Here is an 18,524-nt window from a genome sequence, read left to right on the forward strand (position 1 = left end):
CGCAATTGCGAGCCTTTTTTAAAGAATAACCGCTGATTACCAGCCTGTTTTTTCTTTAAGTGCTTTACCGATATCAGCCAGTGAACGTACAGTTTTTACGCCCGCAGCTTCTAATGCAGCAAATTTCTCATCAGCAGTACCTTTACCGCCTGCGATGATTGCGCCAGCGTGACCCATACGCTTACCTTCTGGTGCAGTAACACCAGCAATGTAAGAAACAACAGGTTTAGTTACGTTAGCTTTGATGTACTCTGCAGCTTCTTCTTCTGCAGTACCACCAATTTCACCAATCATTACGATTGCTTCAGTTTGGTCGTCTTTTTCGAACATTTCTAAAACGTCGATAAAGTTAGTACCTGGGATTGGGTCGCCACCAATACCAACACACGTAGACTGACCAAAACCAGCATCTGTAGTTTGTTTAACTGCTTCGTACGTTAAAGTACCAGAGCGTGAAACAATACCTACTTTACCAGGCTTGTGGATGTGACCAGGCATGATACCAATCTTAGTCTCACCAGGAGTGATAACACCTGGACAGTTAGGACCGATCATACGTGTACCTGTTTGATCTAGTTTAACTTTAACGTCAACCATATCAAGTGTAGGAATACCTTCAGTAATACAAACAATTAGCTCGATGCCCGCATCGATTGCTTCTAAGATTGCATCTTTACAAAAAGGTGCTGGTACGTAGATAACTGATGCAGTTGCGCCAGTTGCTTCTACAGCGTCACGTACTGTGTTAAATACTGGAAGACCAAGGTGCGTTTGACCGCCTTTACCTGGGCTTACACCACCAACCATTTGTGTACCGTACTCAAGCGCTTGCTCTGAGTGGAAAGTACCTTGACCACCAGTGAAACCTTGACAGATAACTTTTGTATCTTTATTGATTAATACAGACATTATTTGCCCTCCGCAGCAGCAACAACTTTTTCAGCCGCGTCTGTTAATGATTCAGCAGCGATGATGTTTAGATCAGACTTAGCAAGTACTTCACGACCTAGTTCAGCATTAGTACCTTCTAAACGTACAACTACTGGTACTGTTACACCTACTTCTTTAACTGCGCCAATGATGCCTTCTGCAATCATGTCACAACGAACGATACCGCCGAAGATGTTAACTAAAACAGCTTTAACGTTGTCATCTGAAAGGATAATTTTGAATGCTTCAGATACACGTTCTTTCGTTGCGCCGCCACCAACATCTAGGAAGTTAGCTGGCTTGCCACCGTGTAGGTTTACGATGTCCATAGTACCCATTGCTAGGCCTGCACCGTTAACCATACAACCTACGTTACCATCAAGGGCTACATAGTTAAGCTCGAAGCTTGCTGCGTGAGCTTCACGCGCATCTTCTTGAGATGGATCGTGCATTTCACGGATTTTAGGTTGACGGTAAAGTGCATTACCATCGATACCGATTTTACCATCTAGACAGTGAAGGTTACCTTCATCTGTGATTACTAGCGGGTTGATTTCAAGTAATGCGAAATCGAAATCGTTGAACATATTACCAAGACCCATGAAGATCTTAACAAACTGTTTCATTTGCGTTGGGTTAAGACCCAATTTAAAACCAAGCTCACGTGCTTGGTAAGCTTGAGGACCTACTAATGGATCGATCTCAGCTTTGTGGATAAGTTCTGGTGTTTCTTCAGCAACAGTTTCAATTTCAACGCCGCCTTCAGTAGACGCCATGAACACAACTTTACGAGAAGCACGGTCAACAACAGCACCTAGGTACAGTTCGTTAGCGATGTCAGTACAGCTTTCTACTAAAATTTTAGCAACTGGCTGGCCTTTCTCGTCTGTTTGGTAAGTAACTAGGTTTTTACCTAACCAGTTAGCTGCAAACGCTTTAACTTCGTCGATAGTTTTAACTAGCTTTACACCGCCAGCTTTACCACGTCCACCTGCGTGAACCTGAGTTTTAACAACCCACATATCGCCGCCAATCTTTTCAGCAGCTGCTGCAGCTTCTTCAGGTGTATCGCAAGCGAAACCTTGAGAAACTGGTAAACCATATTCGGCAAAAAGTTGTTTTGCCTGATACTCATGCAAATTCATGATGCTTTATCCAATTTTTTATATTAAAAGAGTTGAATATTTATGCAAATAAACAACTATCCCAAATTGCGTGCCTAGTATAGATCTCATGGCGCTACATGAAAACCCCAGTATGACCATAGGCACAAAAAAAAAGCTGTGATTTTAACTCACAGCTTATATTTCATACTACTTAATTAAACATCCAGCAGTAAACGTGTTGGATCTTCAAGTAACTCTTTAATTGTTACTAAGAAACCAACTGATTCTTTACCATCGATTTGGCGGTGATCGTAAGATAACGCTAAGTACATCATAGGTAAGATTTCAACTTTACCGTTTACAGCCATTGGACGATCTTGGATTTTGTGCATACCCAAAATTGAAGACTGCGGTAAGTTAATAATTGGAGTAGATAGTAACGAACCAAATACACCACCGTTGGTGATAGTGAAGTTACCGCCGGTCATATCGTCAAGTGTTAGCTTACCATCACGACCTTTAAGCGCTAGCTCACGAATACCCTTTTCGATTTCTGCAACAGATAGCTTGTCACAGTCTTTAAGTACAGGTGTTACTAAGCCACGAGGTGTAGAAACAGCAATGCTGATGTCGAAATAGTTGTGGTAAACAATATCATCGCCATCAATTGATGCATTTACATCTGGGAAACGCTTTAACGCTTCAGTCACTGCTTTCACGTAGAAAGACATGAAACCTAAACGGATACCGTGGCGCTTTTCAAATACTTCTTGGTACTGCTTACGAAGATCCATGATTGGCTTCATGTTAACTTCGTTAAATGTAGTTAACATTGCAGTAGAGTTTTTCGCTTCAAGAAGACGATTCGCAATTGTTTTACGTAAACGTGTCATAGGCACACGTTTTTGTGTACGGTCACCCATAGGTGCTGCTGGCGCTGCTTCAGCTTTTGCCGCTGGCGCAGGTGATTTTAAGAATTGATCAACATCTTCTTTAGTCACACGACCATTTTTGCCTGAACCTTTGATTTTTGATGCATCAAGGCCTTTCTCAGCAATTAAACGACGAACTGATGGCGTTAACACATCTGAACCCTCGCTTGAGCTTTCTTCTTTGGCTGCTGGTGCATCCGCTTTAGCGTCAGATTTAGCGGGTGCAGCGCCTGCTTTTACTTTACCAATTACTTGCTCACCAAGAACAGTATCGCCTTCGTCATGAATGATTTCACCCATAACGCCGTCTTCTTGGGCAACCACTTCAAGTACAACTTTATCTGTTTCAATATCAACCAAGTTTTGGTCGCGTGTTACCGCGTCACCTGGTTGAACATGCCAAGTAGCAATTGTTGCATCTGCAACTGATTCTGGAAGTACAGGTACTTTAATATCCACTTCTTTACCTTCTGATGCTGGTGCTGATTGCGCCGCCGGCGCGTCTTCTGATTTTTCTGATGCTGAGCTATCTTCTTTTGGCTCTTTACTTGGTGATGCTTCTTGCGCATCACCAATTAAACCGATCACTTGGTCACCAAGTACCGTAGCACCTTCTTCTTGTGAAATTTCAGTGATCACACCGTCATTTTGTGCAACCACTTCTAAAACCACTTTGTCTGTTTCAATGTCTACTAAGTTTTGGTCACGGCTTACTTTGTCGCCAACACTTACATGCCATGTAGCAACGGAAGCATCTGCAACCGACTCAGGAAGAACAGGAACTTTAATTTCTGTGCTCATTGCTTATCCTTTCTTTTCTATAGTAAGCGCGTCGGCAACGAGCGCTTGTTGTTCTTTAGTATGTACTGACATATATCCACATGCAGGAGATGCTGATGCCTTACGGCCTGCATATTTCAATTTTGCACCTTGTGGAATTGCATCAACAAAGTGATGTTGTGAACAGTACCAAGCGCCTTGGTTTTGCGGCTCTTCCTGACACCACACAAAATCAGTAACGTGTTGGTAACGTTCAATAATTGCTTTCATTTCGTCATGTGGGAACGGGTAAAGCTGCTCAACACGAACAATTGCAATATTGTCTTGCTCAAGTTTACGACGCTCTTGTAATAGTTCGTAGTAAACTTTGCCGCTACAAAATACAACACGTTCTACTTTCTTAGCATCAATCTCATCAATTTCATCAATGATGTTGTGGAATACCCCCTCAGAAAGCTCTTCTAGCGATGACGTTGCAAGTGGATGACGTAGCAATGATTTAGGTGTCATTACAATCAGTGGACGACGCAGTGGTCTAACTGATTGACGACGTAACATTGCGTACACTTGCGCCGGTGTTGATGGCACACATACTTGCATGTTGTGATCAGCACAAAGCTGTAAAAAGCGTTCTAGACGAGCTGAGCTGTGCTCTGGACCCTGACCTTCATAGCCATGAGGTAACAAACACGTTAAGCCACATAAGCGACCCCACTTTTGCTCACCTGAACTTAAGAACTGGTCAAATACCACCTGTGCACCATTAGCGAAATCACCAAATTGTGCTTCCCACAATACTAATGAGGTCGGCTCTGCAGTTGCATAACCATATTCAAATGCTAATACCGCTTCTTCAGACAGTACTGAGTCGAACACTTCAAACGTACCTTGATCTTCACTAAGGTTCTGTAATGGTAAATACGTTGCACCATCTTTTTGACTATGAACAACCGCATGACGGTGGAAGAAGGTACCACGACCTGAATCTTGTCCAGTTAGACGAATATCAGTGCCTTCAGCTGCAATAGTTGCATACGCTAAAGTTTCTGCCATACCCCAATCAAGTGGTTTTTCGCCAGCAGCCATTGCTTTACGATCATCGTATATTTTTTTAACACGAGATTGTGCTTTGTACTCTTCTGGGTAACTTGCAACTATGTTACCAAGTTCTTTAAGCTTTTCTACCGAAACGCTAGCATCGTAATCAACACTCCATTCATGGCCTACATACTTAGCCCAATCTGAAGAGTGTGATGTTTCTGGCTGTATTTCTTCAACAACACAGTTGCCATCGTCTAAACCATTACGGTAATCATCAGCAAGCGCTTTCACTTCATCTTCTGTGAAAGAACCTTCAGAAATCAGCTGATCCGCGTAGATTAAACGAGGTACTGGGTGTTTTTTAATTTTTTGGTACATAATTGGCTGTGTAGCGTTAGGCTCATCAGCTTCGTTATGACCATGGCGACGGTAACAAACAAGGTCAATCACAACGTCACGTTTAAACTGATTTCTAAAATCAAGCGCGAGTTGCGTTACAAAAGCAACCGCTTCAGGATCGTCAGAGTTTACGTGGAAAATTGGCGATTGAACCATTTTTGCGATATCAGTACAGTAATCAGTTGAGCGTACATCGTCTTTTTTACTTGTTGTAAAACCAACTTGGTTATTAACAACAATACGGATACTACCGCCACAACTAAATGCATTAGTTTGCGATAAGTTAAACGTTTCTTGAACAACACCCTGACCTGCAATTGCTGAGTCGCCGTGGATAGTGATTGGAAGTGCTTTGCTGCCTGTTTTGTCATTTAGACGATCAAGACGTGCACGCACAGAGCCCATAACCACCGGATTTACGATTTCTAAATGCGACGGGTTAAACGCAAGTGCCATGTGCACGTTGCCACCTTTAGTCGCGAAATCTGATGAATAACCCATGTGGTATTTAACATCACCTGAGCTTAACGTTTCTTTGTGCTTGCCAGCAAACTCATCAAAAAGTTCTGATGGATTTTTGCCTAGCACATTAACGAGAACATTTAAGCGACCACGGTGGGCCATACCAATAACGGCTTCTTTTTGGCCACTTTCACCGGCACGGTGAATAAGCTCTTTTAACATAGGCACTAACGCATCGCCACCTTCAAGTGAGAAACGCTTAGCACCCGGGAACTTAGCCCCTAAATATTTTTCAAGACCATCAGCCGCTGTTAATCCCTTGAGGATTCGTAGCTTTTCATTTTTATCAAATTTTGGCCTAGACTGAACAGACTCTAAACGCTGTTGTAACCAACGCTTTTCTTCTGTTGATGTGATGTGCATATACTCGGCGCCAATAGAACCACAGTAAGTGGTTTTTAGTGCTTGGTATAACTCACCTAAAGGCATAGTATCGCGGCCAACGGCAAACGATCCTACGTTAAATTCGCGGTCAAAGTCAGCATCCGATAAGTCGTGGTACTCTAGCTCTAAATCTCGTACACGTTCTCGTTGCCAAATACCTAGTGGATCTAGGTTTGCATTTTGGTGTCCACGAAAACGGAAAGCATTAATAAGTTGCAGTACTTTAACCTGTTTAAGGTCGCCACCACTGCCCTCTGCTACCACTACTTCTCTATGCTTGTTTTTAGCAAGCGCCGCAAATTGTGAACGAACTTCTGAATGTTTTACTTCAACATCCACACCATCTACTTTTGGTAACTGTTCGAACACTTCTCGCCATTCTTCTGGCACCGAAGTCGCATCGTCTAAATACGCTTCATAAAGCTCTTCAACATAAGCAACGTTACCGCCGTTTAAATGTGAAGATTCTAGCCATGCCTTCATCACACCTTCGTGCATTTATAAGCCCTTTTTTTTAGCGCAGAAATTAATAGTTATATAACAAGATGGCTAATAAATTATTAGCCATCTTTCGTCTACTAGAAATTAAACCGAGCGGTTTAATAACATAGATTTTATTTGTCCAATTGCTTTGGTCGGATTAAGACCCTTAGGACAAACGCTAACACAGTTCATGATACTGTGGCAACGGAACACACTGAATGCATCGTCTAAGTCAGCTAAACGCTCTTCTGTTGCTGTGTCTCGGCTATCAGCTAAGAAACGGTAAGCATGAAGAAGGCCTGCTGGACCTATAAACTTATCTGGATTCCACCAGAAAGAAGGACACGATGTAGAACAACATGCACATAAAATACACTCGTAAAGCCCATCTAATTTATCACGTTCTTCGATAGATTGAAGACGTTCACCTGCAGCAGGCTCATCATTAATTAGATACGGTTTTACTTTTTCGTATTGAGTGTAGAACTGACTCATGTCAATAACAAGGTCTCGAACAACAGGAAGTCCAGGTAATGGACGTACTACGATTTTACCTTTGCCATTTTTTTGCAGCGTAGATAAAGGAGTAATACATGCTAAACCGTTCTTACCATTCATGTTTACGCCGTCTGAACCACACACGCCTTCACGGCATGAACGACGAAACGATAGTGTAGGATCTTGCTCTTTTAATAGTAAAAGTGCATCCAATACCATCATGTCTTGGCCTTCCTCAGTTTGCAAAGTGTAATCTTGCATACGAGGTGCGTTATCAACATCCGGATTGTAACGATAAACTGAAAATTGTACTTGTGCCATCGTCTCGCTCCTAGTAGGTACGTGCTTTAGGTGGGAAAGCTTCACGTGTTTTAGGCTCGTAGTTTACTTTACGCTTGCTCATTTCATCCGTTACCGGATTAAATACTGAGTGACATAACCAGTTTTCGTCATCACGATCTGGGAAGTCAAAGCGAGAGTGTGCGCCACGGCTTTCAGTACGGAAGTTTGCAGCTACTGCAGTTGAGTAAGCTGTTTCCATTAAGTTGTCTAGTTCTAAACATTCAATACGCATGGTGTTAAAGTCTGATGATTTGTCATCAAGACGCGCGTGCTGTAAACGTTCACGGATTTCTTTAAGTTCAGTAAGACCTGTAGCCATTGAGTCACCTTCACGGAATACCGAGAAGTTAAGCTGCATACATTGTTGTAGGTCTTTCTTGATTTGAACTGGGTCTTCGCCTTGACCAGCTGTTGAGTTTTCCCAACGGTTAAAGCGCGCAAGAGACGCTTCTAAGTCAGACTCTGAAGCCGCTTTAGAAATTTCAACGTCATTTAGGTATTTACCTAAGAAGTTACCTGCTGCACGGCCAAATACAACTAAATCAAGTAATGAGTTACCACCTAAGCGGTTAGCACCATGTACAGATACACAGGCAATCTCACCAACAGCAAATAAACCTTGTACTACTTTTTCGTTGCCAGCAGCATCGATATTAAGTACTTGACCATTTACGTTTGTTGGCACACCACCCATCATGTAGTGACATGTTGGGATAACTGGAATCGGTTCTTTTGCAGGGTCAACGTGAGCAAATGTTTTAGCAAGATCACATACACCTGGAAGACGTAAGTTAAGCGTTTCTTCGCCTAAGTGGTCAAGTTTCAACTTAAGGTGAGGACCCCAAGGACCATCACAACCACGACCTTCACGAATTTCTGTCATCATTGAACGAGCAACAACGTCACGAGACGCTAAATCTTTAGCATTTGGTGCGTAACGTTCCATGAAGCGTTCGCCATCTTTATTTAAAAGATAACCACCTTCACCACGACAACCTTCAGTTACTAGCGTACCAGCGCCAGCTATACCTGTCGGGTGGAACTGCCACATTTCCATGTCTTGCATAGAAATACCAGCACGTGCAGCCATACCAACACCGTCACCGGTATTAATGTGAGCATTGGTTGTTGATGCGAAAATACGACCTGCACCACCTGTCGCTAACACAACTGCTTTTGATTTGAAGAAGGTGATTTCACCTGTTTCAATTTCAATCGCTGTACAGCCTACTACATCGCCATTATCGTTTTTAACTAAATCAAGTGCATACCATTCTGAGAATACATTGGTTTTGTTTTTAACGTTTTGTTGATAAAGAAGGTGTAATAATGCATGACCCGTACGGTCAGCTGCTGCTGCAGTACGCGCAGCCTGTTCACCACCAAAGTTTTTCGATTGACCACCGAAAGGACGTTGGTAAACACGGCCATTTTCAAAACGCGAAAATGGTAAGCCCATGTTTTCTAATTCAGTAATAGCTTCTGGGCCAGTTTGACACATGTATTCGATAGCGTCTTGGTCACCGATAAAATCGGAACCTTTCACGGTATCATACATATGCCATTCCCAGTTATCTTCATGCGAGTTACCTAACGCGACTGTAATACCGCCTTGAGCAGATACAGTGTGTGAGCGTGTCGGGAAAACTTTAGAGATTAGCGCACATGTTTTGCCAGATTCAGTAATAGCAAGGGCAGCGCGCATACCTGCACCACCGGCACCAATTACTACGGCGTCAAATTCACGAACAGAATATTTCACTTAAACACCCCATAAAACGATTAAACCCACAGCTACGTAAGCAACAGCCATTAGGTTTAGTACAAAGCCTAAAAAAGCACGCAATTTAGCGTTCTTTACATAGTCGGTAAGAACCTGCCAAAGGCCGATACGGGTATGAACCATAATGCAAACTAGGGTGATTAACGTTGCCCCTTTCATTGCTAGGTTTGAGAATAGGCCTGTCCAGGCTTCATATGTGACTTCTGGCATTGCTAAAAAATAGCCAATAATAAAGATTGCATACGCGCTGATTATTAATGCCGTTGTGCGTAAAGATACAAAATCTTGTACGCCATCACGTTTAAGAGTTGCTTGATTTAAGACCATATCCACACCCCTGCCAATACAGCAAACACAACGCCAAGTGCCATCGCAATTTTAGCGCTAGTATTGCCTGATTCAAGTTCTTCCCAATGCCCCATATCCATAATAATGTGACGGATACCACCGATAAGGTGATAACCCAATACAGAAAGGGTGCCCCAAGCTATAAATTTGGCAATGAATCCGTTAAACAGACTCTTGACGAATTCAAAACCTTCAGCTGAAGAAAGAGACTCTGACCAAGCCCAAATGACAAACGTTAAAGCAAAAAATAATGCAACACCGGTGACGCGGTGAAAAATTGAAGCTTTAGCCGTTGCCGGCATAGATATAGTTGTTAGATCTAGATTTACAGGTCTTTGCTTTTTCACAGTTACTTGCCCATCTTGCCCGCAGTGGGGCTCATCTACTTGTTTTTCTAAAACCCACCAAATGTTTCTGGTGGAACTATCAAAATAAACGTATTGATACTAATAAAGTTCACTTTTTATGAAAATTATTATGTAAAAAAAAGTTTACCCAAATACAAATTGGTTAAAAACCTCCGTTAGTATATATAGCCGGAGACTCTTTTACAATTCTTGTTTACTTTGAGTCGTTTGCGAATTAGCCAATGGTATAATATTCAATCTATACCGAATATTTATTATACATATGTGCATAATACTTATAAAAATTGACTTTATACCCCTCTTTCACGTTAAAATGTAAAGATGTGCTTAGAATAGATTTTAGAATATAAAAATCAGAATAGTTATCTTAATAGGAGATACATAGATGGCAGATAAGAAAGCCACGGTCCATATTGATGGGCTAGATCCAATCGAACTTCCAATTTATCAAGGTACTGCTGGCCAAGATGTAATTGACGTACGTACACTCGGCTCACATGGTCACTTTACTTATGACCCAGGTTTCATGTCGACTGGTTCTTGTGAATCTACCATCACTTACATCGATGGTGGCAAGGGTGTTTTATTACACCGTGGTTACCCAATCGAACAGTTAGCAGAAAGCTCTAACTACGTTGAGTTATGCTACTTACTATTAAATGGTGAGTTACCAACTAAAGAGCAATACGATGATTTCGCTACAAAAATCACTCGTAGCACTATGCTAGATGAAAAAATCGCAAACTTCTTCCAAGGTTTCCGTTTTGACGCTCACCCTATGGCGATGCTATGTGGTGTGGTTGGTGCTTTATCTTCTTTCTACCATGAAGATCTGGATATCACTGATGCAGTTCAACGTAAAACAAGCGCTATTAAATTAGTTGCTAAGTTACCAACAATTGCAGCAATGGCGTACAAAACAAACATCGGTCAACCATTTGTATACCCACGCAATGACTTAAGCTATGCAGAAAACTTCTTACACATGATGTTCTCTGTACCTGCTGAAGAATACAAAGTAAACCCTGTCACAGCTAAAGCAATGGATAAAATCTTCATGCTTCATGCTGACCATGAGCAAAACGCATCAACCTCTACAGTACGTTTAGCAGGTTCTTCTGGTGCTAACCCTTATGCATGTATTGCTGCGGGTATTGCATCACTTTGGGGCCCTGCTCACGGCGGTGCTAACGAAGCATGTTTAAACATGTTAGAAGAAATTGGCTCAGTTGATCGCATTGACGAATACGTAGCAAAAGCAAAAGATAAAGCGGACCCGTTCCGTCTTATGGGCTTTGGACACCGTGTTTACAAAAACTTCGATCCTCGTGCAACAGTAATGCGTCAAACATGTCATGAAGTGTTAGCAGAGCTAAACATTCAAGATCCATTACTTGATATCGCAATGAAACTAGAGCAAATTGCACTTGAAGACCCGTACTTTGTTGAGAAGAAACTTTACCCTAATGTAGATTTCTACTCAGGTATTATCTTAAAAGCAATCGGCATCCCTACCAGCATGTTCACTGTAATCTTTGCAATGGCACGTACTGTAGGTTGGATCTCACACTGGGACGAGATGCTTTCTCAACCTGGTCATAAGATCAGCCGTCCACGTCAGCTTTACACAGGTGAAACACACCGTGATTATAAAGCAACTGACAAGCGCTAAGCATTAAGTTAGTTTAAAAGGCCGCCTCTGCGGCCTTTTTTATTACCTGCTACTTGAGAATTATCTTAAACAGATTACAATTCCTGCCCACTTGATTAACTTTATGAGCCTATGTCTGTGTCCTCGTTTGATCCTAAAAAAATCCGTAATGACTTTCCTACTCTAAATCAGACAATCAATGGCTACCCTTTGGTTTATTTAGACTCAGCAGCAACAACACAAAAACCACAATGCGTGATTGACGCTACCACAGAGTTTTACACCTTACAGAATGCAAATGTTCACCGCGGACGTCATACGCTGAGTGAACAAGCTACAGCGGCTTATGAGCAAGTACGTCAACGCGTTGCCGATTATTTTCAAGTAACCAGTAGCGAAATTGTCTGGACCAAAGGTGCCACTGAAGCGATTAACTTAGTTGCTCATGGCTTAAGAAATACATTAACAGCTGCTGACACTATTTTAATTAGCCCAATCGAACACCACGCTAATATCGTGCCGTGGCAAGAACTGGCAGCGCAAACCGGGGCAACATTAAAAACTTTACCACTTAACGCAGATGCTACGTTTGATATAGCACAGTGTTGTGAAGTGATTAAGCGCACCAACCCTGCACTACTGGCTATTACTCACGCTTCTAATGCGCTAGGCAATATTACTGATTTAGTCCCCTTAATAGCCTCAGCTAAGGCGGTAGGCGCGCTAACCTTAGTCGATGGCGCACAAGGGGCGCTGCATTTAAGACCGAATTTAAAAAAGCTCGATTGTGATTTTTACGTGTTTTCTGCTCATAAAATGGTGGGGCCAACAGGGCTAGGCGGTTTATATGGCCGTTATACAGCCCTTAATGCACTATCGCCTTATCAAACAGGCGGTGAAATGATTGAAAAAGTAACCTTAACGCACAGTACTTATCGTAATGCACCGGCTAAATTTGAAGCAGGAACGCCAAATATAGCCGGTGTTTTAGGTTTTGGCGCTGCACTTGAGTATTTAATGGCGCTTGATCTGCAAACATTACAGCATTATGAACAGCAGTTGTTTATTTATGCAGCGAACGCATTGAGCAAAATAGACGGTATTATTATCTACAGCGACCTCAAATCGAATATTGGCACACTTTGCTTTAATTATAAAAATGAACATCCTTATGATCTGTCAACTTTACTTGACGGCTATGGTATTGCTGTACGAAGTGGTCATCATTGTACCCAACCTTTAATGAGTCATTTAAACCTAAATGGTTCACTGAGAGCGAGTTTTGCTTTTTATAATACGACTAAAGATGTAGACCAATTTATTGCCGCACTCAAAGAATGCATTGCTTTATTAGACTAATTTGGATAAATAATGACACACACATATCAACTCGTAACTAAAAGTATTCAAAGCAGTAGTAGCTGGCAACAAAAGTACCGTGAAATTATGTTACTCGGTAAAACGCTGCCACCTTTAGCCGATATATTAAAAACAGATGATGCGTTAGTGCCAGGCTGTGAGAGTAAAGTATGGATGTTTGTCGAGTTTGACTTAACCGAGAATGCACTGGTTGTAATTGGTGACTCTGATACTCGCATAGTAAAAGGCTTATTGGCGTTAATTTTAGCCCTGTATAACGGTTTAACACCCGAAGAAGTGTTAGCAGTAAATGCTTATGATGAATTTGAAAAGCTTGGCTTAATCAGTCATTTGAGTGCGTCTAGGGGTAATGGAGTAAAAGCCATGGTTGAAACAATACAAACCATGGCCAAACAAAAAGCGCTTTAAGCGCTTTTTAAATACTATTAAACCAAAACACTTTATCTAAGTATTTAGACGCGCACGCTTGTCTAAGTATTTTCGAACCGCTTTAGCGGCAACAAAAAAACCAAAACTACCGGTGATCATCGTCACTGAGCCAAAGCCATTATTACAATCCATGTTCATACTGCCATCAGCATTTTGCTTCGCATGACACACACTGCCGTCACTACCTGGGTAAACAAGCTGTTCAGTGGAATATACACAGTCAATATTAAATTTACGTTTTGGGTTTGAACTGAAATTATATTGTTTACGCAAAATGTAACGCACTTTTGCAAGTAATGGATCTTGAGTGGTTTTTGCCACATCGCCAAAGGTAATTTGACTCGGATCGGTTTGACCACCTGCACCGCCAGTTGTAATTATAGGCATTTTATTACGTTTACAGTGAGCTATTAACGCCGCTTTTTCTTTAACCGCATCAATACAATCTATTACATAATCAAAACCTTGAATATGTTCTTGAATATTATCAAGGCTAATAAAGTCATCAATCACATTCACCACACACTCAGGGTTGATAAGCTTGCAGCGAGTTTTCATCGCCTCAACTTTAGCTTCCCCTATTGTGCCTGTTAAGGCATGAATTTGACGATTTACATTAGTTGCACAAATATCATCTAAATCAATTAAGGTGATTTTACCTACGCCGGTACGCGCTAGTGCTTCAGCAGTCCAACTGCCTACACCACCAATACCCACAACACAAAAATGTGCTTGCTGTAACCACTCAAATTGCTGTTGACCATACAGACGTTTAATACCACCAAAGCGGATATCAGTTACTTGTTCACTCATTTACCAATCCAGTTTCCACGGCGTTTGCCAAGAATTAAAATCTTGATGTTTAATCAATTGCGCATACTCTTCACCAGATTCTGGCAACAGGGTATGTTGTATTTTTTGCCCTTTCCATAAAAAATCCAGCGCAAATGCATGTAAATAGGTACGCTCTGCAGGGCTGCCTGCATAACTTGCATCACCCATTATGGGGGCACCCAAACTCTTTAAAGCAACTCTGAGCTGATGGGTTTTACCCGAATAGGGTTTTAATAGGTAAGCTCTAAAACCACTTTTAAAACTAAATGAATAAAACCGCGTTATAGCGGGATTTATTTGCGAGTTTAATAATTTAAAAGTACCCCGACGTGACTTCGCCATGTCTCCTTTAACCCAACCTTGCTTTTTTTTAGGCTTAGAATCACTTACAGCTAAATAAAATTTATTTATAGTATGCTCAGTAAACATCTGGGTAAACTTTGCCGCAGCGTCTTTATGCCGCGCTAATATGATCAGCCCTGAAGTCACTTTGTCTAGACGATAAACCGCAAACAATTTTTCGTTTAGTTGTTGCTCAGCAAGTACCACAAAACCAGGGCTATCTTCTGAATGAAAATTAAGCCCTGCAGGTTTAGTTATAATATAAAAATCATCGTGCGTGTATTGCACCTTAAACACAGGCGTATCTGCTTTATTCACGCGCTTTACTTTGAATATGCGCAACGACTTTAGCTAAATCCTCTGGTGTATCAACCCCAGCATGAGGGGTCACCAGCGCTTGCTCTATTTTAATCGCATAGCCATGGTAAAGCACCCTTAGCTGCTCTAGTGATTCTAAAACTTCTAATGGTGATACCGATAATTGAATATATTGCTTTATAAACCCTGCGCGATACGCGTAAATACCCACATGGCGTTGAAAAGGCGCTAAATTAAGTGGTTGCTGCTCTGCCATCATAGCACTTCTATCAAATGGAATGCTGGCTCTTGAAAAATATAAGGCATTTTTATTAATATCGCTGACCACTTTAACCGCATTAGGGTTAAACACCTCATCACGCTCTTCAATGGCAACACTTAGGGTTGCCATAGGCGCGGTTGATTGCGCTAATAATGTAGCCACTTGTGACACGTTATCAGGGGATAATAATGGTTCATCGCCCTGCACATTAACCACGATAGTATCTTCTGATAAATTTAATAAATCAACGACTTCTGCTAACCGTTCAGTCCCTGATTGATGATCTTCTCGAGTCATCAATACATCATTGGTAAAGTGTTTAGCCGCATCAAATACTTTTTGATGATCGGTGGCAATAACCACTTTACTCGCTCCCGACAAACACGCTTTTTCATAGACATGTTGGATCATTGGCTTGCCACAAATATCAGCAAGTGGTTTACCTGGCAAACGAGTAGAAGCGTAACGCGCAGGAATAACAACTACGAATTCCACTTTTCTACCTCTTCAAGAGACAATTCTCGGGCTTCATTTTCAAGTAATACCGGAATATCATCGCGTACCGGGTAAGCAAGCTTTGCAGCTGTACTGATCAGCTCTTGGTTTTCTTTATCAAAGCGCAACTTACCTTTACACACGGGGCAAGCAATAATTTCGAGTAACTTCGTATCAAAGGCCATGATGGATCCCTTTTTCTTTTAATAGTAAATTTAATGTACTTATTACCGCCGCTGTTGGTTGAGCATCAACAGGCAGGTAATACCAATTAGGTTTTGCAAAATCACGGCATTTAACCGCATCTTTTTCTGTCATTAATACACAGTCATCGCCAAATTGAGCGAAATCATCAGCGCTATAAGCATAATGATCGCGAAAATGATGTGTAGACAGTAATTTAATACCCTGTGCTTGCAGTGAAGCCTCAAAACGACCTGGGTTACCAATAGCACTCACCGCATGCGCAGCCTTTAAAGGCGTCGCTATATCCGTGTTATCGGCAACGCGTTTAATAACCGATGGCTGCAAGCGATAACTAAACTCATCCTCAGAGCCATTTTCAATTACTACGTCTACGCTCTTTAATCGAGAGACGGTTTCGCGCAGTGGCCCTGCGGGCATTAGCAAACCATTACCAAATTTTCTTTCGCTATCAACAATACAACATTCTATGCTGCGTGCCATTTTGTAATGCTGCATGCCATCATCAGAAATGATCACATCAAGCTTAAAGTTTGCGTTGAGCTTTTCTATATTGTGCTGCCTATTTGGCCCCACAACTAACGGACATTGTAAACGGTTAAATAAAAGTACCGGCTCATCCCCAGCCTCTAAAGTAGTCGTATTAGCAGTCACTAATAATGGGTAATGAGCTGCTTTCCCACCATAGCCGCGACTAATTAAACCAACAGATAAACCTTGGGCGATTAAGTGATCATGCAGCCATAATACAAATGGGGTTTTACCATTACCGCCAACGCTTATATTACCAACCACAATAACCGGTGTTTTGCTGATAAACGATTTAAAAATGCCGAACTTATAGCAATATCTACGCAGCAAAGAAATACAGCCAAAAATAGCGGACAGTGGTAATAGCAATAATGTAATTAAGCTAAAAGGTTTATACCAGCTTTGCTCTATTTTACTCACCCTTGCTCACCAAACTGCATTTTGCATAACGCAGAATAAGTGCCATCGTTAGCAAGTAAATCTGTATGGGTACCACTTTCAATAACTTGACCACTGTCTATTACATAAATGCGGTCACTATTTTCAATAGTCGATAACCTATGCGCAATTACAATAGACGTTTTGTCTTTCATTAATGTATCGAGGGCATGTTGAATGAGTTTTTCTGATTCAGTATCCAGCGCCGAGGTCGCTTCATCTAAAATTAAAATTGGTGCATCTTTTAATATTGCGCGAGCAATCGCGATACGTTGACGTTGACCACCTGAAAGCATCACTCCATTCTCACCAACCATAGTGTTAAGTTGTTCCGGTAAATCTTTAACAAACTCCCACACATGAGCTTGTTTAGCCACAGCATGAAGCTCTTCCATCGATACATCGCGTTGGAGGCCATAACAAATATTATTTGCAATCGTGTCATTAAAAAGCACCACTTGCTGCGATACTAAAGCAAATTGACGACGTAAATCGGTGAGCTTATATTCATTTAAAGCAATACCATCCAGTAATATTTCACTGGGCGCTTCTAAATCATAATAGCGAGGTAATAAATTTGATATGGTGGATTTACCCGAGCCTGAGCGGCCAACAAGCGCAATGCTCTCGCCCGCTTTAATAGTCATAGACAAATTATTTAATACCGGCTCGTCTTTGGTTGGGTATTTAAAGGTGACATTTTTTACCTCAATATGACCTTTAACTTTATCAACCGATAAGGTGCCTGTGTCCTTTTCTATTTCTTCATCTAGCACTAAAAATACACTCTGCGCAGCTGAAATACCGCGTTGTAAATCGCTATTCACATTGGCAAGCTGTTTTAACGGACGTAGTAACATCATCATCGAAGAAATAAGCACTACAAAATCCCCAGAGCTAATACTGTCTATCATTGAGGGCATAGACACCACCCATAAAATAACGGCCATTGCACTGGCGGCTAAAATTTGAATGATAGAGACACTTAACGCCTTAGTCGCATCCATTTTGATACGTTGCTGGCGATTATGATTATTAATTTTAGAAAATTGATCGATTTCTTGAGTTTGACCACCAAAGCCGTGGATCACTTTGTGACCACTGAGCATTTGCTCTGAGCTGCGGGTAACTTGACCCATCGCAGACTGAATATTTTTAGATATATGACGAAAACGTTTAGATACCACCGCCACTATAATAGCCACTAATGGAATAATAACTAAAAAGATTAACGATAATTGCCAGCTGGTATAAAACATAACTGCAAGTAAAAACACCACAAAAGCGCCTTCACGAACTACAATAAGCAGTGCTTTGGTAATCGCTTGCTGTACTTGCTCTGTATCAAAGGTAATTTTTGAAATAAGGTCGCCAGTCGAGTTTTTATCATGAAACGATACTGGCAAATGTAATATATGCTCAAATAGTTCTTGGCGAAGCGCACGCACTACCTGCGAACCAACATAGCTTAAACAGTACGATGACATAAAATTAAATACGCCACGCCCGATCACCAACGCAATAACCACAAATGGCGCATAAGTAAGTACCTGACTATTACGCTCATTTAAACCTTCATCAATAAACGGCTTCATCAGTTGGATGAATAATGCATCCATACCTGAATAACCTATCATTCCAATAATTGCGACGATGGCAACCGACTTATAGGCACCAACGTAAGAAACAAGCCGTTTATAAATTTGTGTAGTACTTTGATCCAT

The 18,524-nt window shown here is 41.4% G+C and carries 17 protein-coding genes; 3 read left to right on the forward strand and 14 right to left on the reverse strand.

Going from position 1 to position 18,524, the window contains the following annotated elements; genetic code table 11:
* Positions 1-36: 36 nt before the first annotated feature.
* The 8 genes from sucD to sdhC all read right to left on the reverse strand — a co-directional run bounded on the left by sucD (position 37) and on the right by sdhC (position 9,895).
* The gene (sucD, locus tag L641_RS0121025; protein WP_024603036.1) at positions 37-909 is read right to left on the reverse strand and encodes a succinate--CoA ligase subunit alpha; all 873 of its coding nucleotides are present in this window, start codon (positions 907-909) and stop codon (positions 37-39) included.
* On the reverse strand, positions 909-2,075 hold the full coding sequence (gene sucC / locus L641_RS0121030; RefSeq protein WP_008464053.1) for an ADP-forming succinate--CoA ligase subunit beta: 1,167 nt from the start codon (positions 2,073-2,075) through the stop codon (positions 909-911). The genes sucD and sucC overlap by 1 nt, the downstream gene beginning before the upstream one ends.
* Before the next feature lie 176 nt (positions 2,076-2,251).
* Positions 2,252-3,769, reverse strand: a complete 1,518-nt coding sequence (odhB, locus tag L641_RS0121035) for a 2-oxoglutarate dehydrogenase complex dihydrolipoyllysine-residue succinyltransferase (RefSeq protein ID WP_024603037.1) — start codon at positions 3,767-3,769, stop codon at positions 2,252-2,254.
* Positions 3,770-3,772: 3 nt separating this feature from the next.
* Positions 3,773-6,592 carry a 2-oxoglutarate dehydrogenase E1 component gene (sucA, locus tag L641_RS0121040; RefSeq protein ID WP_024603038.1) on the reverse strand — a complete coding sequence of 940 codons (2,820 nt, stop codon included), beginning with the start codon at positions 6,590-6,592 and terminating at the stop codon, positions 3,773-3,775.
* Between the two features lie 87 nt (positions 6,593-6,679).
* On the reverse strand, positions 6,680-7,396 hold the full coding sequence (locus L641_RS0121045) for a succinate dehydrogenase iron-sulfur subunit (RefSeq protein ID WP_008112091.1): 717 nt from the start codon (positions 7,394-7,396) through the stop codon (positions 6,680-6,682).
* A 10-nt stretch (positions 7,397-7,406) separates the two neighbouring features.
* Positions 7,407-9,179, reverse strand: a complete 1,773-nt coding sequence (gene sdhA / locus L641_RS0121050; protein ID WP_013465011.1) for a succinate dehydrogenase flavoprotein subunit — start codon at positions 9,177-9,179, stop codon at positions 7,407-7,409.
* Positions 9,180-9,527, reverse strand: a complete 348-nt coding sequence (gene sdhD, locus L641_RS0121055; protein ID WP_013465012.1) for a succinate dehydrogenase, hydrophobic membrane anchor protein — start codon at positions 9,525-9,527, stop codon at positions 9,180-9,182. It abuts the gene before it with no gap.
* Positions 9,518-9,895 carry a succinate dehydrogenase, cytochrome b556 subunit gene (gene sdhC, locus L641_RS0121060; protein WP_076916082.1) on the reverse strand — a complete coding sequence of 126 codons (378 nt, stop codon included), beginning with the start codon at positions 9,893-9,895 and terminating at the stop codon, positions 9,518-9,520. Before sdhC ends, sdhD begins: the two co-directional genes overlap by 10 nt.
* Positions 9,896-10,301: 406 nt before the next feature.
* Between sdhC and L641_RS0121065 the strand changes: the two genes are divergently transcribed.
* From L641_RS0121065 to L641_RS0121075, 3 genes are all read left to right on the forward strand, one after another.
* Positions 10,302-11,588 (forward strand): citrate synthase, encoded by a 1,287-nt coding sequence (locus L641_RS0121065; RefSeq protein ID WP_013465014.1) that lies wholly within the window; start codon positions 10,302-10,304, stop codon positions 11,586-11,588.
* Between the two features lie 111 nt (positions 11,589-11,699).
* On the forward strand, positions 11,700-12,926 hold the full coding sequence (locus L641_RS0121070; RefSeq protein WP_024603039.1) for a SufS family cysteine desulfurase: 1,227 nt from the start codon (positions 11,700-11,702) through the stop codon (positions 12,924-12,926).
* Positions 12,927-12,938: 12 nt separating this feature from the next.
* Positions 12,939-13,355, forward strand: coding sequence for a SufE family protein (locus tag L641_RS0121075; RefSeq protein WP_024603040.1), 417 nt, complete (start codon positions 12,939-12,941; stop codon positions 13,353-13,355).
* A gap of 36 nt (positions 13,356-13,391) precedes the next feature.
* Here L641_RS0121075 and tcdA read toward each other — a convergent pair whose 3' ends face one another.
* Genes tcdA through msbA form a run of 6 tightly spaced genes read right to left on the reverse strand, consistent with a single transcriptional unit; the run spans position 13,392 to position 18,524 of the window.
* A complete protein-coding gene (gene tcdA, locus L641_RS0121080; RefSeq protein WP_024603041.1) occupies positions 13,392-14,189 on the reverse strand; it encodes a tRNA cyclic N6-threonylcarbamoyladenosine(37) synthase TcdA in 798 nt (265 codons plus the stop codon).
* On the reverse strand, positions 14,190-14,870 hold the full coding sequence (locus tag L641_RS0121085) for a TIGR01621 family pseudouridine synthase (protein WP_024603042.1): 681 nt from the start codon (positions 14,868-14,870) through the stop codon (positions 14,190-14,192).
* Positions 14,863-15,627, reverse strand: coding sequence for a 3-deoxy-manno-octulosonate cytidylyltransferase (gene kdsB / locus L641_RS0121090; RefSeq protein ID WP_024603043.1), 765 nt, complete (start codon positions 15,625-15,627; stop codon positions 14,863-14,865). The genes L641_RS0121085 and kdsB overlap by 8 nt, the downstream gene beginning before the upstream one ends.
* Positions 15,615-15,812: a Trm112 family protein gene (locus tag L641_RS0121095; RefSeq protein WP_008112074.1), complete on the reverse strand. Its 198-nt coding sequence runs from the start codon at positions 15,810-15,812 to the stop codon at positions 15,615-15,617. Before L641_RS0121095 ends, kdsB begins: the two co-directional genes overlap by 13 nt.
* Complete coding sequence (gene lpxK / locus L641_RS0121100; RefSeq protein ID WP_024603044.1) at positions 15,802-16,782, reverse strand: tetraacyldisaccharide 4'-kinase; 981 nt, start codon at positions 16,780-16,782, stop codon at positions 15,802-15,804. Before lpxK ends, L641_RS0121095 begins: the two co-directional genes overlap by 11 nt.
* Positions 16,779-18,524: a lipid A export permease/ATP-binding protein MsbA gene (msbA, locus tag L641_RS0121105; RefSeq protein ID WP_013465021.1), complete on the reverse strand. Its 1,746-nt coding sequence runs from the start codon at positions 18,522-18,524 to the stop codon at positions 16,779-16,781. Before msbA ends, lpxK begins: the two co-directional genes overlap by 4 nt.

Origin of the sequence: Pseudoalteromonas sp. TB41 (assembly GCF_000497975.1) — a bacterium.
Lineage (GTDB): Bacteria > Pseudomonadota > Gammaproteobacteria > Enterobacterales > Alteromonadaceae > Pseudoalteromonas > Pseudoalteromonas tetraodonis.

Bases quoted from the DNA above. Each gene is read 5' to 3' on its own strand.
- sucD (WP_024603036.1), bottom strand. From the start codon at position 909: ATGTCTGTATTAATCAATAAAGATACAAAAGTTATCTGTCAAGGTTTC.
- sucC (WP_008464053.1), bottom strand. From the start codon at position 2,075: ATGAATTTGCATGAGTATCAGGCAAAACAACTTTTTGCCGAATATGGT.
- odhB (WP_024603037.1), bottom strand. From the start codon at position 3,769: ATGAGCACAGAAATTAAAGTTCCTGTTCTTCCTGAGTCGGTTGCAGAT.
- sucA (WP_024603038.1), bottom strand. From the start codon at position 6,592: ATGCACGAAGGTGTGATGAAGGCATGGCTAGAATCTTCACATTTAAAC.
- L641_RS0121045 (WP_008112091.1), bottom strand. From the start codon at position 7,396: ATGGCACAAGTACAATTTTCAGTTTATCGTTACAATCCGGATGTTGAT.
- sdhD (WP_013465012.1), bottom strand. From the start codon at position 9,527: ATGGTCTTAAATCAAGCAACTCTTAAACGTGATGGCGTACAAGATTTT.
- L641_RS0121065 (WP_013465014.1), top strand. From the start codon at position 10,302: ATGGCAGATAAGAAAGCCACGGTCCATATTGATGGGCTAGATCCAATC.
- L641_RS0121070 (WP_024603039.1), top strand. From the start codon at position 11,700: ATGTCTGTGTCCTCGTTTGATCCTAAAAAAATCCGTAATGACTTTCCT.
- L641_RS0121075 (WP_024603040.1), top strand. From the start codon at position 12,939: ATGACACACACATATCAACTCGTAACTAAAAGTATTCAAAGCAGTAGT.
- tcdA (WP_024603041.1), bottom strand. From the start codon at position 14,189: ATGAGTGAACAAGTAACTGATATCCGCTTTGGTGGTATTAAACGTCTG.
- L641_RS0121095 (WP_008112074.1), bottom strand. From the start codon at position 15,812: ATGGCCTTTGATACGAAGTTACTCGAAATTATTGCTTGCCCCGTGTGT.
- msbA (WP_013465021.1), bottom strand. From the start codon at position 18,524: ATGGATCAAAGTACTACACAAATTTATAAACGGCTTGTTTCTTACGTT.